14 protein-coding genes and 1 pseudogene are annotated in these 17,412 nt (G+C 40.9%); 11 read left to right on the plus strand and 4 right to left on the minus strand.

The window, feature by feature from the left end; genetic code table 11:
• Positions 1-40: 40 nt before the first annotated feature.
• Together BACFIN_RS20540 and BACFIN_RS15065 are read right to left on the minus strand one after the other, a co-directional pair.
• Positions 41-601: a primase C-terminal domain-containing protein gene (locus BACFIN_RS20540; protein ID WP_007750112.1), complete on the minus strand. Its 561-nt coding sequence runs from the start codon at positions 599-601 to the stop codon at positions 41-43.
• An 8-nt stretch (positions 602-609) separates the two neighbouring features.
• Positions 610-1,113 carry a BT4734/BF3469 family protein gene (locus tag BACFIN_RS15065; RefSeq protein ID WP_007750114.1) on the minus strand — a complete coding sequence of 168 codons (504 nt, stop codon included), beginning with the start codon at positions 1,111-1,113 and terminating at the stop codon, positions 610-612.
• 266 nt (positions 1,114-1,379) lie between these two features.
• Here BACFIN_RS15065 and BACFIN_RS20545 point away from each other — a divergent pair.
• The 4 genes and pseudogenes from BACFIN_RS20545 to tnpC all read left to right on the plus strand — a co-directional run bounded on the left by BACFIN_RS20545 (position 1,380) and on the right by tnpC (position 4,828).
• Positions 1,380-2,279: pseudogene (locus BACFIN_RS20545) on the plus strand (IS982 family transposase).
• Between the two features lie 99 nt (positions 2,280-2,378).
• Positions 2,379-2,813 (plus strand): IS66 family insertion sequence element accessory protein TnpA, encoded by a 435-nt coding sequence (tnpA, locus tag BACFIN_RS15060; protein ID WP_007750122.1) that lies wholly within the window; start codon positions 2,379-2,381, stop codon positions 2,811-2,813.
• Positions 2,814-2,817: 4 nt separating this feature from the next.
• Positions 2,818-3,162: an IS66 family insertion sequence element accessory protein TnpB gene (tnpB, locus tag BACFIN_RS15055; protein ID WP_232281635.1), complete on the plus strand. Its 345-nt coding sequence runs from the start codon at positions 2,818-2,820 to the stop codon at positions 3,160-3,162.
• A gap of 79 nt (positions 3,163-3,241) precedes the next feature.
• Positions 3,242-4,828 (plus strand): IS66 family transposase, encoded by a 1,587-nt coding sequence (gene tnpC, locus BACFIN_RS15050; RefSeq protein ID WP_007750125.1) that lies wholly within the window; start codon positions 3,242-3,244, stop codon positions 4,826-4,828.
• Positions 4,829-5,073: 245 nt separating this feature from the next.
• On the opposite strand, the gene BACFIN_RS20550 is transcribed toward tnpC, so the two are convergent.
• On the minus strand, positions 5,074-5,637 hold the full coding sequence (locus BACFIN_RS20550) for a DnaB-like helicase C-terminal domain-containing protein (RefSeq protein ID WP_007750127.1): 564 nt from the start codon (positions 5,635-5,637) through the stop codon (positions 5,074-5,076).
• A 759-nt stretch (positions 5,638-6,396) separates the two neighbouring features.
• Here BACFIN_RS20550 and BACFIN_RS0219555 point away from each other — a divergent pair.
• From BACFIN_RS0219555 to BACFIN_RS15040, 3 genes are all read left to right on the plus strand, one after another.
• The gene (locus BACFIN_RS0219555; RefSeq protein WP_032839328.1) at positions 6,397-7,707 is read left to right on the plus strand and encodes a DUF3440 domain-containing protein; all 1,311 of its coding nucleotides are present in this window, start codon (positions 6,397-6,399) and stop codon (positions 7,705-7,707) included.
• Positions 7,708-7,879: 172 nt separating this feature from the next.
• On the plus strand, positions 7,880-8,611 hold the full coding sequence (locus BACFIN_RS15045; protein WP_007750133.1) for a hypothetical protein: 732 nt from the start codon (positions 7,880-7,882) through the stop codon (positions 8,609-8,611).
• Positions 8,608-9,036, plus strand: a complete 429-nt coding sequence (locus BACFIN_RS15040) for a hypothetical protein (protein ID WP_007750135.1) — start codon at positions 8,608-8,610, stop codon at positions 9,034-9,036. The genes BACFIN_RS15045 and BACFIN_RS15040 overlap by 4 nt, the downstream gene beginning before the upstream one ends.
• Before the next feature lie 117 nt (positions 9,037-9,153).
• Here the strand turns inward: BACFIN_RS15040 and BACFIN_RS15035 are convergent, their stop codons facing one another.
• Positions 9,154-10,137, minus strand: a complete 984-nt coding sequence (locus BACFIN_RS15035) for a transposase (RefSeq protein ID WP_007750138.1) — start codon at positions 10,135-10,137, stop codon at positions 9,154-9,156.
• 435 nt (positions 10,138-10,572) lie between these two features.
• Here BACFIN_RS15035 and BACFIN_RS15030 point away from each other — a divergent pair, with 435 nt between their 5' ends.
• From BACFIN_RS15030 to BACFIN_RS15015, 4 genes are all read left to right on the plus strand, one after another.
• The gene (locus BACFIN_RS15030) at positions 10,573-11,160 is read left to right on the plus strand and encodes an RNA polymerase sigma-70 factor (RefSeq protein ID WP_007750141.1); all 588 of its coding nucleotides are present in this window, start codon (positions 10,573-10,575) and stop codon (positions 11,158-11,160) included.
• Positions 11,161-11,178: 18 nt separating this feature from the next.
• Positions 11,179-12,165: a FecR family protein gene (locus tag BACFIN_RS15025; RefSeq protein ID WP_007750143.1), complete on the plus strand. Its 987-nt coding sequence runs from the start codon at positions 11,179-11,181 to the stop codon at positions 12,163-12,165.
• Between the two features lie 214 nt (positions 12,166-12,379).
• The gene (locus BACFIN_RS15020) at positions 12,380-15,760 is read left to right on the plus strand and encodes a TonB-dependent receptor (RefSeq protein ID WP_032839330.1); all 3,381 of its coding nucleotides are present in this window, start codon (positions 12,380-12,382) and stop codon (positions 15,758-15,760) included.
• A gap of 5 nt (positions 15,761-15,765) precedes the next feature.
• The gene (locus tag BACFIN_RS15015; protein ID WP_007750149.1) at positions 15,766-17,394 is read left to right on the plus strand and encodes a SusD/RagB family nutrient-binding outer membrane lipoprotein; all 1,629 of its coding nucleotides are present in this window, start codon (positions 15,766-15,768) and stop codon (positions 17,392-17,394) included.
• The last annotated feature ends 18 nt before the right edge of the window (positions 17,395-17,412 follow it).

Here is a 17,412-nt window from a genome sequence, read left to right on the forward strand (position 1 = left end):
AGACCAATACTCCCTGTGATTCTGGTATATCTCTGAGTAGTCAGGCTGTGAGTTGTTGTTCGTTTGTTGAGAACCATTGGAATCCGGGTATGATTTGTCCCATCATTTCAGCAACTTCGTCACTGTCTACGATAACAACTTTCATTCCGGGTCTATAAACTGACATGAACTCCCAAAGATGGCAACATGAAGAGTCCTGTTCTTTTTTAGAATCCGTGTCGGTTTTGACTTTTGAAAACAGCTCCTTCATCTCACCCAACGGCTCTTTTCTGTATAATTCCTTGCTGTATGGTTGTGTATGTTTATATGCACTTTTGACTGCCCTCTCTATTTCGTCAATCGGGAACCCATCTTCCGCATATTCTGCCAGAACTTCAAGAGCCTTATCTTCGGGCACTCCATATTCACACAGGTTACAGACGGCTTCATATACACACCTGTTCCTGCTCCCCTCTTTAAACTCATTCCTGGTCCATGAGAGTATAATCTGTATTTTCTCATTTTCATCCATAATCACATCTCCTTTATAGTCTTCAATTTTCCTTTCATTTCTTGCTCCGGTCTTTATCTGCTCCGTTTGTTGTGTATTTTCAGTCTCCATATTCCATATCAGAGAAAATAAAGTTTCGGGTCATAGGTTACGTTGGTATATCGTGAAATGTCCTGTCCCTGTGAGTCGCTTTCCACTTTGAGAAACTTTCCTGTGGCATTATAGTATAGTTTATGTGTATGAGCGTCCAGCCCGTCGGGAACTTTCACTAATACTCTAAGGTCTGTATTCGAAATTGAGCGGAAAACGGAGAAGGTATACGGGTTTTGTTCCAGCCTTTCCTTCTCTTCTCTCACACGTTCATTCAGTCCGTCAATGTCAATAGCCACCAATCCGCTATGTTGAATCAGACTGTCGCTCCTCCGTTCCTTGAAAGTACCGGAGAAAGTAAATCCGGAAGCCTCATATTTTGCCGTATCCTTTTCCTCCTGTGTTTTAGCCTTTCTGACCTTTTCAACTTCATTCTGGTATGTACCATCCTGTATCTGCCTTAATATTTCTGTTATATCAAACTGGCGATATGGTCTTTTATAGGTCTTTTTCTTGTAATAATCTATTTTCATGACTTTTTTGTTAATTCTATTTGTTATAGATGATCCTTGAGTGATCACTTGTATCCATCACTGTCCAATAGTGTAAACCTTTGTCCATAACTATAAAAAATGGACACTTACCATAATTCTTCTTTTTCTTTTTGGTTATTCTATAGATAAAATATAATAACGTGAATTCGAAATAAGAATAAATATATTTTTCTGACAATTAGAAATATAGCGATAAAATCATTAAATTTATAGTGTCCAATTATAACATTTAAACGATTACCGCTATGTTTCCAGAGTCTAAAGTTACAGAGATTTATTGTATGGCCGATGATTTTTGCAAGGAATTTACATTGCAACAGGAAAAATATATGATTGAGGACAAGAAGACCAAACATCGTAACAACCCCAACCGTATGAGTGATGCTATTATGGTTATTCTAATCCTGTTTCACTCCTGTGGTTTCCGCTGTTTCAAGCATTACTACAAGGAATATGTCTGTAAACATCTGCAACACCTTTTTCCGCGTCAGGTTTCTTATAACCGTTTTGTGGAACTGGGAAGAAAGTATTGCTTCCCATGACCATATTCATCAAAAAAGTACTGCTGGGAACCTGTACCGGCATCAGTTTTGTCGACTCCACTCCCTTAGGTGTTTGTCGTAACCAAAGAATCCTTATTCATAAGACATTTGAGGGACTTGCCGAGCGTGGAAAATGTTCAATGGGATGGTTCTTCGGATTCAAGTTGCATCTGATAATCAATGACAAGGGGGAAATTTTCAATTTTATGTTCACGTCTGGAAACGTGGACGACCGGGAACCGTTGAAGCAGGGTAAGTTTCTGGAAAACATCAAAGGAAAACTATGTGCAGACAAAGGATATATTGGTCAGGCTTTATTTAAGAATCTTTCCCTTAATGGTATACAGCTTGTCACTAAAGTTAAAAACAATGAAGAATTCACTGATGAGTATTGTCGACAAGATTTTGCTCAGAAAAAGAGCCCTGATCGAAACAGTCAATGACGAGCTGAAGAACATTGCGCAGATAGAACATTCCAGACATCGTTCATTCAATAACTTTATAGTCAACTCCTTGTCGGCTATCGCGGCATACTGCTTTTTTGAAAAGAAGCCTGCCATTGACGTAAATTTTATCAATTACGGACAACTTGCTATTTTTTGATTTTATTTCGAACCCACGTTATAATGTAAGCGATTGAGTAAGTACATCTTCTACAGTTCATTTTCCCTCCTTACTTTTGCTGCAAAAAAATAATATCCTATGATGCAGCGACGTAAACATATGATGAGCAGAGAAAAATTTATCTCCGTTCTTTTCCGTCAGCAGCAGAGTGGTTTGTCCATTGCTGATTTTTGTGAGAATGAAGGTTATAGCCGTAGTAGATTCTATCTTTGGAAACAAAAATACGGTATAACGGAGCGGGAGTTATTGGCAGAAGCCTCCCGCTTAGGGGTTAAAGACAGCTTTGTCCCCATAGTAATCAATGGCGACACGCCATCCCCCGGTATATCTCACGAGACTCCCCTGCCATCTCCCCAGTCTAGCGTCCCCTTTCCCTTGAAAGGAAAGGACAGCTCTGAAATATTCTTGGAATTACCCAACGGATTGAAGTTGAAGTTTAAAGGGGCTTCCGGCTGTGAAGCTGCCCTGAATCTGATCTCTAAAATATATAATGCCAATGTTCTGCCTAAATGACAGCATGAGATATTTCCTGTGCCCCGGTTATACGGACATGAGGAAAGGTATGTTCACTCTTTGCGGCCTTGTGCATGAGAGGATGGGAGGTGACATCAGAAGTGGGGACGTATTCATTTTCTACAACCGTTTCCGGACCAAGATAAAATTGCTCCATGCCGAACCGGGCGGTCTGGTCCTTTACGAGAAACTGCTTGAAGAAGGCACCTTCAAGATACCCGCCTATGATCCTGCCACCCGTTCTTACCCCATGACCTGGAGTGACCTGGTCGTTATGGTGGAAGGCATCAATGAAGATGTCAGCAAAGGCAGGCAGAGGCGGCTTTTCAATCTGAAAAAGCATTGGTAAACAGTTGTAAACAAACAGCTTGAAGGCTTGTTTTTCTTGTTGTTTTTGACTATCTTTATGTCATCAAAAAAGATCTTGAATGGCAAAAGAAGATGCAACCGGACAAACTGTGGAATCCTCAACGGAGCAGCTGCTGGATATCAACCGTAAACAGAGTGAGATCATCTCGGCCCAGGCAAGGACCATAGAAGAGCTCCGGGGTACGATAGTTGAGTTGAACGCCTCCCTGGCATGGCTGAAGAGGAAGGTGTTCGGAAAAATGAGTGAGAAATGCAAACCTGTCGATAACGGAGACCCAAAACTCCCTTTTGACTATGGCGACCTGGAACAGATAGAGGCGGAAATCGAAGAGGCCCGGAGCAGGGCGGCAGAACAGATTACCGTCCCCAAGTCCCAGGCCGCCAATAAAACGCCACGCCGTAACCGGGTCGCCATGGATAACCTTCCGGTTATAACAGTCGTCATCGAACCGGAGAATGTCGATTTAAGCAGATACGTCAAGATAGGCGAGGAACATACCAGGACCCTTGAGATGAAACCCGGCTACCTCTATGTGAAAGACACGGTACGTCCCACATACGCCCTGAAAAATGAAATGGAGGCCGTTGACAACGGAGAAAAGGCTGTAATAACCGCTCCCATGCCACTGATGCCCATATATAAAGGCATGCCCGGGGCTTCCATGCTCGCTGAGGTCCTTTTACAGAAGTACGAATATCATGTCCCGTTCTACCGACAAGTGAAACAGCTGGAACATCTGGGTGTGAAACTGTCCAGAAACACATTGGACGGCTGGTTCAGACCGGTCTGCGAACTTCTCAGACCACTTTATCTGGAACTCAGGAAGAAAGTACTGGCCGCAGATTATCTCCAGGTTGACGAGACCACGCTTCCGGTTATAAACCATGAGAGGCATAAAGCCGCAAAAGAATACATCTGGATAGTCCGAGCGGCTGTGCCGCGTCTGCTCTTCTTCCATTACGACAACGGATCGCGTTCACAAAAAGTTGCGGTCAGGCTTTTGAAAAACTTCAAAGGATATCTCCAAAGTGACGGCCATCCTATTTATGACGCCTTTGAGGATAGAGAGGACGTGTGCCTGTGTGGCTGTCTCGCACATATCCGCAGGCATATAGAGCTGTGCAAGGAAGAAAATCCAGAATATGCCATGCAGGGACTCAAATTTATCCAGGATATGTATAATGTGGAATACATGGCGGATAAACAGGAACTCCCGTATGAAAAACGTGCTGAATTACGTCAACGTCTATCCGAGCCGATACTTGACAGCTTTGAACTCTGGCTTAAAAACACATACCCTAAAGTTCTAAAACGAAGTCTTATGGGGAAAGCCATAGCCTATGCCTACTCCCTGCTGCCAAGAATGAAACCGTATCTCCATGACGGAAGAATCTTTATAGACAACAACCGCTGTGAGAATGCCTTGAGGCCACTGGTCATATCAAGAAAGAACATGCTGTTCTGCGGAAATCACGAAGCTGCTGAGAATACGGCTATAATCTGCTCCTTGCTTGGCTCATGTAAGGAACGTGGTGTCAACCCCAGAGAGTGGCTGAATGATGTGATCAGTAAACTCCCCTATTATCTGGCACCCAAATCAGACAGAGACCTGAAGGAACTGCTACCGGATGTATGGAGAAAATAATCGGGACAGTTCCGGGAAAATGCAGGAAAAAACGGGAAAAAGCGAGATTGACACTCAATAACAACCCTGAGATAAGTTGGCATATGAAAAAATCGAGACGCACTTACAATGGAGTGCACCTCAATAAAAAATCGAATACACAAGATGTAGTTGAGCAGTCGCTTACCAAGTATCAATATTTTAACAGATAACGTGTCAAGCATCTTTCTTAACAAATCCAGACACTTTTCAGGATTGTCCGATGCTCACTCAACTTTTTCCATTTCCGGTCGTTTGAGAAGCTCGGACCAGACATGCAACCTGCTGTCCTTTGAAGTATACCTCTGCTGAAACTGCTTCATTGACATCTCTAGGTCAATATACACTACTCCTTTATTAAGATTTTTTGTTATGTGTTCCACTATCTGAACCGCATATATACTTTTTCCGGTATTCGTCCTTCCGAATAGTACGGCCAGTTCATTTTCATACCATAATCCGTTTCCTTTACCGTCGTCTCCCCATAGAATAGTCAGAACTGGTTTGTTTTTCGCTTCTTTCATAGACTGATTAATACTTTTCCCTAAAATACTATCCAGATCGTCACGTGGCTGTTCCTGTATCACTTCTCCTACCGGCTGTATTGTTTCATTCTCCTTTTCGAAAACATTATTCCACACGGGAGATATGATTTCTCCAGTCGGAACAGGCGGGAACTCTTTTTGGGGGAGATTGTTCAATTCATTCCAGCACTCATCGATACTGTTACCAAGCGCTTTGATCGTTTCCTCGCTTGTGCTTTTCCTGTTTTGTCTTTTGTCTGCTGCCATACTTTCTAAATTTAAAGGTTATTTCAAGCGGTTTTAAAGGATATGGCATATTCCTCCTTACCACTTACCATTTCATCACGTATAAGAATTTTCCTCTTTCTGATACCTCCTTTTTTATATAAAGAAAGGATGGCAAGTGTAGCTATTCACCCCCATCCCCTCTTTCAGCAGATAACAAAAAAAACAAGAAATAACTTTTACGTTCACTAGTTAGGATTTGATCTCTTGAAATGCGCGTTTTTTGCATGTGGGAATATGAATGAAAGAGGTTTGCTATAACACCTCTTGTTGTGATAGTACTTTCTGAAACGACCATACCTAATGTTATAGAACTGGTCATATTATTGTTTTTCCACCCTCTCTTGTAGCTCTCAATCAAAGTCCAGATTCCCAAGTCAGAGATTGATCCGAAATTGGTAGAAACATTTGCCTTCATTGAACTCCCGCAAATAACGAACTGAATATTGGTAAGTATGAGGCGATTGACTAAGCAACAGGGATTTACGGAGTTGGAGTTATCAAAAGGAATTAGAGAAGTATAAATCCCTAAAAACAAAGAACAAAATTTTCCTGATATTATCGGTAGGGTATCAGCGATAAAGAAATAACCAATATGCGGGAGATGGTATCGTTTGAAATACTGTCTCCTTTTATTTTTGTCCGGTTTCCTTTTTTACCAGTCTGTTCATTTCTTTCTGTCCGAGTATTTATTAATTGTAGCATTTCCATTATCTTTGCCTTACAAGGAGGATTGAAACAATGACCAATGTGAAAGAACGACGGAAGAATGTCTATGAACTGGTACAGGAAAGGCTGGATTTTATTTTTCGGGAATTTGACAATATCTATATTTCCTTTTCGGGCGGAAAAGATAGCGGTGTTCTTTTCAACCTGTGTATTGACTATATTCACAGGCATAACCTGCATCGTAATATAGGCGTTTTTTATATGGACTATGAGATCCAGTACAGGATGACGGTTGACTATGTGGAGCGCACTTTCAAAAACAATTGTGATTTTATCGAAATTTACCATGTGTGTGTTCCTTTCCGTGTCACCACGTGCACTTCCATGTATCAGGATTATTGGCGTCCCTGGGATGAAAATAAGAAAACTATGTGGGTACGTCCCATGCCTTCCAATGCACTGACAGCAGATGATTTTCCCTTTTATGATAGTCGGATGTGGGATTATGACTTTCAGGCGGAATTCTCACGATGGATACATTCACGCAAGAAAGCTGTACGCACCTGTTGCCTAGTGGGACTCCGTACTCAGGAAAGCTATAACAGATGGCGTAGTATTTACCGGGGTGTGAAGGAGAAATACAAAGATTGTGAGTGGAGTACCCGTGTTGATGAGGATATTTACAATTTTTATCCTCTTTATGACTGGAAAACGACTGACATTTGGGTGGCTAACGGCAAATTCCGCTGGGACTATAACCGTTTGTATGATCTTTATTATCAGGCTGGGGTGAGCCTTGACAGACAGCGTGTGGCCAGTCCTTTCATCAGTGAGGCTATAGAAAGCCTCTCCCTGTACAGGGCCATAGACCCTGATATGTGGGGGCGGATGATAGGGCGTGTCAACGGTGTTAATTTTTCCGGTCTTTATGGAAATACACATGCCATGGGCAGACAAAAAATCCTTCTTCCTGCCGGGTATACCTGGAAGTCATTTATGGAATTTCTTCTCTCCACCCTTCCCGAGCGTACAAGACAGAGGTATTTGAGCAAGCTTGCAACGAGTATCAGTTTTTGGAGGGAGAAAGGCGGTGTTCTCGGTGAGGAGGTGATACGTAAGCTGAAGGAACGCCATGTGCCGATTCAGGTTGGCGGAAATACAAATTACAGGACGGTCAAGAAGCCTGTTAGAATGGAGTATCTGGATGATATTGATATCGCCGAGTTCAAGGAAATCCCCACTTACAAGAGAATGTGTATTTGCATATTGCGGAATGACCATGCTTGCAAATATATGGGATTTTCACTGACCAAAGAAGAGACGGATAGAAAGCGGAAGGCTTTGGAATACTACGGAAAGGCGTTTAAGGAAAGAAATAGCTAATATGAGAAAGTGTGATTTGATATAGCGGAATTTACCGCATAAATAGAAAGGGATATTATTGTAATTAATGTTAATATTAACTTGTTTTACACCTCTATTGTTTTTATATAATACCATTAGTTATTATTTTGTCAATCATTCTTTTTAGTGGAAATCGTTAATGTTATCTTTTATGAAACAGCTTCTTTCCTTGGCTTTAGTACTGTTTGCCTTGTTTTTTCAGGGCTGTCAGGATAATCTGAATGTTCCTACTCCTGCAAGCCGTAATTACGAGCAGGATGCCATTGTCTTGAATGAATTTGTGGATATCAACAAAATGACCCATGGATATTATGTTAACTCGAACAAGCGTAGTTCCGCCTTGTCATATCTAAAAAATTCCGCAGCGGAAGAACTGAACTCGGTCAATTCTCTAAATCTTGAAACTTTCAACAGGAGTCTTTCCCATATAAATCGTGTGTCGGACCAGTTGCTTTCCTCCCGTAGTGTTGACTATATCGTAATGATAACTAAAGATGAGATTTACGTGAGCCGTATAAAAGATGACTCTCCGGTGAATTTGCGTCAGAAAACGGTTGGAAGAGGATATGCTTCAACAGTTTCTTCTTTAGATGTGACCGGTTACAAGGAACAGTGTTATATTGATGGCTGCAATAATATTGAGACGTCTTTGGATTTGAATCCACAGGCTTATAAGAATGCAGGATGGGCGTTTCTGGTAACATGTGAACTGGATGATGACATAGAGAAGAAGGATGTCAGTGTGTTATTCTGCGGTGTCGGTTATCATATAGCCCCCTGTTTCGAATGGTTGACAAACAATGATATGAACTGGAATTTTGAGGTGATCAGTCTAAATGAGGATGTTCCATATATTGCGGATCTCAAATTCTTACGCAGATGAACAGGTTGTGCATATGTCTGGTTCTCTCTACAGTTTTTTTTCTGACCGGGTGTGTTGAAAAGAACGGATATTATACGGAAGGGGAGAATAACGTCATCTCTTTGGTTTGTGACGTGACATGGTCCACTGAAAATACCATTCATGATGCAGGAGAAACATCCCGGGAAATCTATCAGTTCAAAAGGGACGGCACTTGTACACGTACCATCGTTTGGACCGACAAGAATGGGGAGGAATCCAGAACAGAAATTTATTACCGGTGGGCTTTTTATGATCAGGGTTCCAGTACGATTTATTTCGGTGAGAGCCATTATTGGGATATTGAAGAACTTACTTCCACGAAGTTCGCAGTTTATAACAGGTTTGGAGAATATGGAAGTCTGGATATGTCCCGGGAATACATGGAACTGTCCCCTTTGAAATGACATATATTATGTTGAAGGTCATTTGAAAGGATTCACGGTGTCTTGGAACATGTTCGGTGTCCTTTCTTCAGCGTTTTTCTTTCTATATGAAAACATGACTTTTCCTTCTTCATGTATTTATTTCTCCTTGTTCATCAAAAAACAGACTTTTCGCTGCCATTTATATACGGCAAATCTTTCGTCATCAGAGTTGTCAGTTTTTTTCACGAATATCTTTATACTTGGAGCGGAAGTATATTTGGTCTGAATAATATCATCTACCAGGCAGTTGTACAATCTCCTGATTTCTTTGAAAAGGAAACCCTTTGAATAGGCCTTGACTGAGTAAGCCCTTCCTCCTTCAATGTCGAGGATCTCGCAACATTGAAGGTCGAGTTTCTCAAAATCAATCTTCTCGCCTTTGATACGCGGTCGTCCCCGTTTGCCTGTGCGGACACCGTCATGTGAATACCACAAGGCGGCATCATCACGCAGGCGGCTGATGACATGGAACCCCAGTAGACAGGCTTCATTGACGAACTTTGCCTTTGAGAACCGTGCATCCGCAACGACATGGTGTGTTATGCCGAGCAACTTGTCCTTGTATTTGCGGAGCACGTCAAGATACCAGTCCACAAGGTTGTAATCTTCGCCTTGCTTTTCCATATACGCCTTGTCCGGTGTCTGTTCCGCACATAGCATCATACAGTTCCGGCTGTCAATGTCGATAATGCCGATGCCGAGAATTTCCAATCCCCGTTTCATTGCAGAAGCGCATCCCGACCAGAACTTGCCGATATAAGGAATCTTTTTTCCCGACTTTGAAATGTAGCTTGCGTCTATGGCAATGGCTTTTCTAACACTTTCCCCAAACCGCTGCCGCATAAGGAAGAGATTGAACTGCATCCAGTCAAACTCACGTTCAAACAACTGCTGGAAGCGTTGCTCCGAGCTGTCTGAGTAACGCCCCATTTGGGTGAAATTAATCTTTCTTGGTAGTACCATATACAAAATCATGAGTTGGATGAATGCTGTTTCAAAACTTTTGCATAACTTTGCTGAACAACTTTTCAAAGCATCGGTTACGATTTCCTCATATTGGTCAAGTGCTGTTTTGTTCATTGCTTTAATGTGTGGTGGAATATCATTAAAGATACTGAAAATCAGTCACTTGACCTGTTTGTTCTGCTAAACTTCATTAATTAACTTGTTTATTTTCAACGGATTAGTTACAAATTTAACGAAGTATTATATCCATAATTCTTTGAAATATTTAATTCCTCCAACAGGTATGGCTGATATAGAAAAAGAATTTTCATAATGTTTATTAGAAAAGTTTTATTTACCTTTGTAGTTGAAGTTTTTATCCGAAAACACTTCGGGTTAAATGTAGCCTGAATTTTATGCTATGTTTTAAGTAAATAAATGATAATAAATCTTCTAAAAATCAACAGTTTAATTATGTTTCATCACTAAGATATAAGAAACTTATATGTTAATATTTAACCGATTTAATAACAATAATACAAAGTATTGTTTTTTTGTATAAATTTTCAGATGGATGATAATTTCGAAATAAAATATAGAAAACTGTTCCGTACGTATTATGCTAATCTGCTTTTTTATGCCAAACGTATTGTTGGTGATGACGATGCCGAAGATGTGGTGCAAGATGTGTTTGTGGAATTATGGAACAGAAAAAAGACAAAAATTACCGACGAACAGATACAGGCTTTTTTATATAAGGCTGTATATACGCGCTCTTTAAATGTATTAAAGCATAGGGAGGTCAGAGAGAACTATAAAACCATGCAGCAAGAGTTGCATCTGAAGAGAATCGCTTTTTATCAGCCTGATAATGATGAGGTAATGAAAAAGATTGAAAATAAGGAACTAAGAAATGAAATAGTAGCAGCTATCAATGAACTGCCGGATAAATGTAAATTGATATTCAAGTTAAGCTATTTGCAAGAAATGAAAAATAAGACTATAGCTGAAATGATAGGGTGTTCCCAACGAACAGTGGAAGCACATGTGTATAAAGCTTTGAAAATCTTGCGTAACAAGTTAGACAATCTTTATGTTTTATTAGCTATATTTTCACCTTATAAAATAAGTGATTTTTTCGAAAGAATTGTTTTATAGATAAACAAGGATAGACGTATGATAAACGAAAAGCTTTTGGCAAAATTTCTGATGGATGAATGCACTGAAAATGAGCTTTGTGAAATAAAAAGATGGATGGACGAGTCAAACGAGCATGCATTCGAATTATTCACAATAGAAGAATTATACCAGTTAGGCAAAACGGGGTTCAGCACAAGAGCTACGGATGTAGATAGGGCGGAACAGATGCTGTTCAAACGTTTGAAGAATGGGCGGAAACGCAAATCCGAGAGTTGGATTTTGAGCAGTTGGATGCGATATGCAGCAACATTTATCGGGATCATTCTGTTGAGTGGAACAATTTACCTTACTTTTCTGAAATATAATACAGAGAAAGAATCTTTGTTGACTGTAAATACACGTGATGAGGTAGAGCAACTAACATTGCCGGACGGAACTAAGGTATGGCTAAATAAGAATTCTATTTTCCGGTATCCCAAAGAATTTGATGAGAATAACAGGGAAGTTCATCTGGAAGGTGAAGGATATTTTGAAGTAAAAAAGAATTCTTCTAAACCGTTTGTCGTACATAGTGAGTCAATGCAGGTCAGAGTGTTGGGCACAATTTTTAACTTGAAGACCGATCAGGCCAACCGTTCAGCAATAGCCACTTTAGTACAAGGCGAAATTGAAGTGAAGGGAAACCATAATGAAGGTATGATTGTATTGACACCCCGGCAAGAAGCCGAACTGGATGGAGTCAGCCACCGATTGATGGTCCGCCAGATTGATACAGGTATCGAACATTGGCACAATAATTCCTTTGCGTTTGAAAGTGCGGACATTTTCACCATTGCCCGAACATTAGAAAAATATTACGATGTGAGCATTGTGCTTTCTTCTGATTTGAATACAAAAAGCACCTATTCCGGCACATTAATGAAATCGGAAAAAGTAGAAGATGTATTAAATTCAGTAAGCAATGCCGTACCAATCAAGTATAGAATAGAAGACAATAGAGTTTATCTGTCCGCAAAGTTTTAGATTTAGTTAGATTTAGAAAAGGATAACCTACAAAAACTAGTAAATAAAAACTGTGGTAATTGTTTTTATTTACAGTTTTTTTAATTTCATTTTTATGAAAAAAAAGTATTCTTTTGAGTAAGTATATTTTTTGTATGAATTGTATTAATAATATCGTTCTATAAAAATGAATTATGGGATGAAGTCTATTTATGTTTAATTTTAAATTTTGTTTATGAAACACAGTCATGTTTTCCATGCCCCATGGTTATTGCGGGCTTCATTGATGTTGTTCATGACATTTTCTGTTCAGTGCTCGCTAGCCCAACTGAATTTGAACACTTCCCGAACAACTTTGGGAAAGGTTATTGAACAAATCAAATCTCAGTCCAGTTACAATTTTTTCTACGATGACAAGCTAGCATCCTTGGCCGTAGAAAATGTACAATTATCCAATGCTTCCATAGAACAGGTATTAAACACTGTGCTAAATGGAAAAAATGTTTCCTTCAAAATTAAAGGAGGAGTAGTGTATTTGTCGGAAAATAAGCAGACACCTAAAAATGGAAACCAACAAGGAAAAGAGCGTAAAATTACAGGTCGGGTATCAGATGATATGGGACCGTTGATCGGTGTTAACGTATTGGTGAAAGGTACAAATGTTGGTGCCATTACAGATATGGACGGTAACTTTACGCTGGTAACGACTGAAGCTAATCCGGTACTCCAGATTTCCTATATCGGGTATACTACTCAAGAAATTGCCGTTGTGGACAATACCCCTTTAAATGTGAAGTTGTCGAGTGATGCACAGCAAATTGAAGAAGTGGTTGTTACTGCTTTAGGAATCAAACGTGCAACAAAGGCACTGAGTTACAATGTGCAGGAAATCAAGAACGATGACATTACTCAAAACAAGGATGCCAACTTTGTGAATGCATTGGCTGGTAAAGTGGCGGGTGTAAATATCAATGCATCTTCATCTGGAGTAGGCGGTATTTCAAAAGTGGTGATGCGCGGTACGAAATCTATAATGCAGTCTTCCAATGCACTCTATGTTATTGATGGTGTTCCTATGTTCTCCGGACGCAATGCACGTGAATCGGAATCTGAATTTGATTCCCGTGGTACTACTGACCCGATTGCAGACATTAACCCAGAAGATATCGAATCGATGTCTGTATTGACAGGTGCCGCCGCTGCTGCATTGTATGGTTCGGAAGCGGCCAACGGAGCTGTGATCATTACCACTAAAAAAGGTAAGGAAGGAAAGGTGAGCATTTCAGTCAATACAAGCATGGAATTTAACCAACCTTTTATACTTCCCCGTTTCCAGACACGCTATGGTACCGGTACAGGCGGCAAATGGGTGGACGGTTCTTCTCAGAGCTGGGGAGACAAATTGAGTGTGTCTAACTATTACGGTTATAACCCTAAAGATGATTACTTTCAAACAGGCATTGTCAATACGGAAAGCGTTTCACTCTCTACAGGTACGGAAAAGAACCAGACCTACGCTTCAGCCGCTGCCATCAACTCCAAGGGATACATTCCCAATAATAAATATGCACGTTACAACTTCAATGTACGTAATACAACTTCTTTTCTAAATGATAAGATGACGTTGGATATTGCGGCCAATTATATCCTGCAAAATGACCGTAACGTAGTGAACCAGGGTGAATACAACAATCCGTTGGTAGGTGCTTACTTGTATCCACGCGGAAACGAATGGGCGGACGCGGAACTCTATGAAGTATACGATCCGGCTCGTAAAATCTATGTTCAAAACTGGACAGTGGGTGATGCCGGTATGACGATGCAGAACCCCTACTGGATCAACTACCGTAACCTCCGCGAAAACAAAAAAGACCGTTATATGCTGAGTGCAAACTTAAGCTATAAACTATTAGACTGGTTGACTGTTTCCGGTCGTGTTCGTCTGGATAACTCAAACAATGATTTCACGGAAAAATTCTATGCGTCCACAAATACCCAGCTGACAGAAAATTCAAGTCGCGGTTTGTATGGTATTACAAAGATGCAGGACAAACAACTCTATGCCGACTTTCTCGTAAGCATCAACAAGACTTTCGGTGAGGAACTTACGTTAAGTGCCAACATCGGTGGTTCTTTCAATGATATCCGTTCCGATGCTATGAGTGTACGTGGTGGTATAGCTGATGGTACAGATGCATATCCAGATGAACAAGTGGGATTAACCAACTATTTTGCTATCCAGAACTTGAGCAACAAAGCCAAACGGATGCAGGAAGGCTGGAGAGAACAAACGCAGTCAGTGTATGCTTCTGCTGAATTGGGATATAAAAGCACTTATTATCTCACTTTGACAGGCCGTAATGACTGGGCTTCCCAGTTGGCTGGTCCTAATTCCACTTCCAAGTGTTTTTTTTATCCTTCAGTGGGTGTATCTGCCGTGTTGTCGGAACTGTTTCCTAATCTGAATAAGGATTATCTTTCCTTCTGGAAAGTACGCGGTTCGTTTGCGTCTGTAGGGTCTGCTTTCCAGCGTTATCTGTCTAATCCTCGTTTTGAATGGAACTCATCTTCCGGACAATGGAGCGTATTGACACAATATCCGGTCTACTCACTGAAGCCGGAACGTACCAACTCATTTGAAATAGGTATGAATCTACGATTCTTGAAATACTTTGAACTGGATGCCACCTACTACAATGCCAAGACTGAAAACCAAACATTCAACCCGAATCTTCCGGTAAGCAAATATTCTAAGATGTATATCCAAACCGGTGCTGTACGTAATCAGGGTGTGGAATTGGCTTTAAACTTTAAAAACACTTGGAGTGACTTCACATGGAGCAGTGGTCTTACTTATTCTATGAACAAGAATAAGATTGAAACCTTGGCCGATAATGCAATCAATCCTGTAACCGGAGAACTTTTTTCCATCCCGTCTTTGGATATGGGAGGATATGGTGATATGCGTTTCATCTTGCGTGAAGGCGGCAGCATGGGGGATGTATATTCACGCATGGATTTGCAACGTGATGCTAACGGAGCCATTTATATTGATGAAAATAACAAAATCTATACCCAGTCCATTCAAGATCCCAATCAATATATAAAATTGGGCAGTGTACTTCCCAAAGGCAACCTGGCGTGGCGCAACGACTTCAGTTGGAAAAATATTCATGTAGGATTTATGGTTTCTGCCCGTTTTGGCGGTGTTGTATTCTCACGCACGCAAGCAGTACTTGATAACTTCGGTGTATCTGAGTTCAGTGCTGATGCTCGTGACTTGGGGTATGTAACAGTCAATGGCAACGATCGCGTAGATCCGGAGGCTTGGTTTAGCACGGTAGGTAGCAAGGCGGTTCCGCAATATTACACTTATTCCGCGACCAATGTCCGTTTACAAGAGGCATCTATTGGATACAGCATTCCTCGCAAATGGTTGGGCAATGTATGCGACATCAAAGTTTCATTGGTTGGACGTAATTTGTGGATGATTTATAATAAGGCACCGTTTGATCCCGAAGCTGTGGCTTCCACCAGCAACTTTTATCAGGGTGTGGACAACTTTATGATTCCTTCTTTACGCAATGTCGGTTTTAGCTTGAATTTTAAATTTTAATAGGTATGAAACATATATTAAGTACAATTATCATAAGTTCTCTGATTGCCGTAACAGCTTCATCATGTACAGGCAAGTTTGAGGAGATCAACTCAAATCCCTATCAGCCGGGCGATTTGTCGGAAGATGACTATGCATTGGGGTCAGCCATGAACAACTTGGCCGGTTGTGTAGTTTCTCCAGACGTCAATACGGCCCAGTTTACAGACTGTTTGTTGGGCGGTCCTTTGGGAGGTTATTTTGCAGATTCACAATCCACCTGGAAAGCTACTATTTCCAACTATAACCCGACAGATGACTGGACACGTGTCTTTTTGAAGAGCGACCGTGTATTACCTGTATTATTCTCCAACCTTAATGTGGTGGAAATTGTATCTCAGAATACCAATAATCCGCTTCCACTGGCCATTGCTCAAGTAATCAAGGTGGCGGCTATGCATCGGGTAACCGATGCTTACGGACCGATTCCGTATTCCCAAATTGGTGTTGACGGTTCTATTAAGTCACCGTATGATTCCGAACAACAGGTGTATGCCAAATTTTTTGAAGAGCTGAATGCTTCTATCAAAATCATGAACGAACAGTCGAATGACCGTCTGACAGCATCTGCTGACTATATTTACAGTGGAGATGTAAAGAAATGGATTCGTTTTGCCAACTCTTTGAAATTACGTTTGGCCATGCGCATTGTGAATGCTGACCCTACTACTGCACGAAAGATGGTGGAAGAAGCATTGGATCCTCAATACGGAGGTGTTATTGAACAGAACGCTGATAATGCCGCATGGAGGTATTTTGCCGGCTCAGTAACTAATCCAATTTACACGGCTACCCAGTACAACCATGTTCTTTCTCACAATGATGACAAAAAAGAATGTCTTACAGGTGGTGATACTCATGCTGCAGCTGATATTATTTGCTACATGAATGGTTACAATGATCCCCGTCGTGAGAAATATTTTGTGAAATCTGAATGGGATGGTTATGAATATGTAGGTATGCGCAGAGGCATTTCGATTCCTGACTTGAATACAGTAGGACATAAATATTCCGGCGTGAATCTGAAGCCTACAGATCCTCTCTACTGGATGAATGCTGCCGAAGTCGCATTTCTCCGTGCAGAAGCTAAAGCCATTTATGGATTCAATACAGGTGGCGAGGCCAAAGATTTTTACGAGCAGGGCATCCGTTTGTCTTTCGAACAATGGGGAGTAGATGGTGCAGACCAGTATATGAACAAAGATACTAAAAACAGCATCTCTTATACTGACCCGAACAAAGGACTTAATTCATACGCTGATGAGTTAACCAAGCTAACTGTAAAATGGAATGAAAATGCTACTCCTGAAGAGAAGCAGGAACGTATCATTATTCAGAAATGGATTGCCAACTGGCAGCTAGGTAACGAAGCTTGGGCCGATTACCGTCGTACCGGTTACCCGAACCTCTTGCCCGCTACGGATGACGGCAACAAGAGCGGTGGAGTGGTTGACTCAGAAAGAGGTGCGCGTCGCATCCCCTATCCAGCTTCTGAATATAATGATAATATAGAGAATATTCAATTTGCCGTGAGCACTTATTTGGGAGGTCAGGATAACATGGCTAAAGATTTGTGGTGGGCTAAGAATAATTAATGATGTATTTTAATATAG

Source organism: Bacteroides finegoldii DSM 17565 (assembly GCF_000156195.1).
GTDB classification, from domain to species: domain Bacteria; phylum Bacteroidota; class Bacteroidia; order Bacteroidales; family Bacteroidaceae; genus Bacteroides; species Bacteroides finegoldii.

Coding starts and splice junctions, on each gene's coding strand:
- BACFIN_RS20540 (WP_007750112.1), bottom strand. CDS start 601: ATGGAGACTGAAAATACACAACAAACGGAGCAGATAAAGACCGGAGCA.
- BACFIN_RS15065 (WP_007750114.1), bottom strand. CDS start 1,113: ATGAAAATAGATTATTACAAGAAAAAGACCTATAAAAGACCATATCGC.
- tnpA (WP_007750122.1), top strand. CDS start 2,379: ATGATGCAGCGACGTAAACATATGATGAGCAGAGAAAAATTTATCTCC.
- tnpB (WP_232281635.1), top strand. CDS start 2,818: ATGAGATATTTCCTGTGCCCCGGTTATACGGACATGAGGAAAGGTATG.
- tnpC (WP_007750125.1), top strand. CDS start 3,242: ATGGCAAAAGAAGATGCAACCGGACAAACTGTGGAATCCTCAACGGAG.
- BACFIN_RS20550 (WP_007750127.1), bottom strand. CDS start 5,637: ATGGCAGCAGACAAAAGACAAAACAGGAAAAGCACAAGCGAGGAAACG.
- BACFIN_RS0219555 (WP_032839328.1), top strand. CDS start 6,397: ATGACCAATGTGAAAGAACGACGGAAGAATGTCTATGAACTGGTACAG.
- BACFIN_RS15045 (WP_007750133.1), top strand. CDS start 7,880: ATGAAACAGCTTCTTTCCTTGGCTTTAGTACTGTTTGCCTTGTTTTTT.
- BACFIN_RS15040 (WP_007750135.1), top strand. CDS start 8,608: ATGAACAGGTTGTGCATATGTCTGGTTCTCTCTACAGTTTTTTTTCTG.
- BACFIN_RS15035 (WP_007750138.1), bottom strand. CDS start 10,137: ATGAACAAAACAGCACTTGACCAATATGAGGAAATCGTAACCGATGCT.
- BACFIN_RS15030 (WP_007750141.1), top strand. CDS start 10,573: ATGGATGATAATTTCGAAATAAAATATAGAAAACTGTTCCGTACGTAT.
- BACFIN_RS15025 (WP_007750143.1), top strand. CDS start 11,179: ATGATAAACGAAAAGCTTTTGGCAAAATTTCTGATGGATGAATGCACT.
- BACFIN_RS15020 (WP_032839330.1), top strand. CDS start 12,380: ATGAAACACAGTCATGTTTTCCATGCCCCATGGTTATTGCGGGCTTCA.
- BACFIN_RS15015 (WP_007750149.1), top strand. CDS start 15,766: ATGAAACATATATTAAGTACAATTATCATAAGTTCTCTGATTGCCGTA.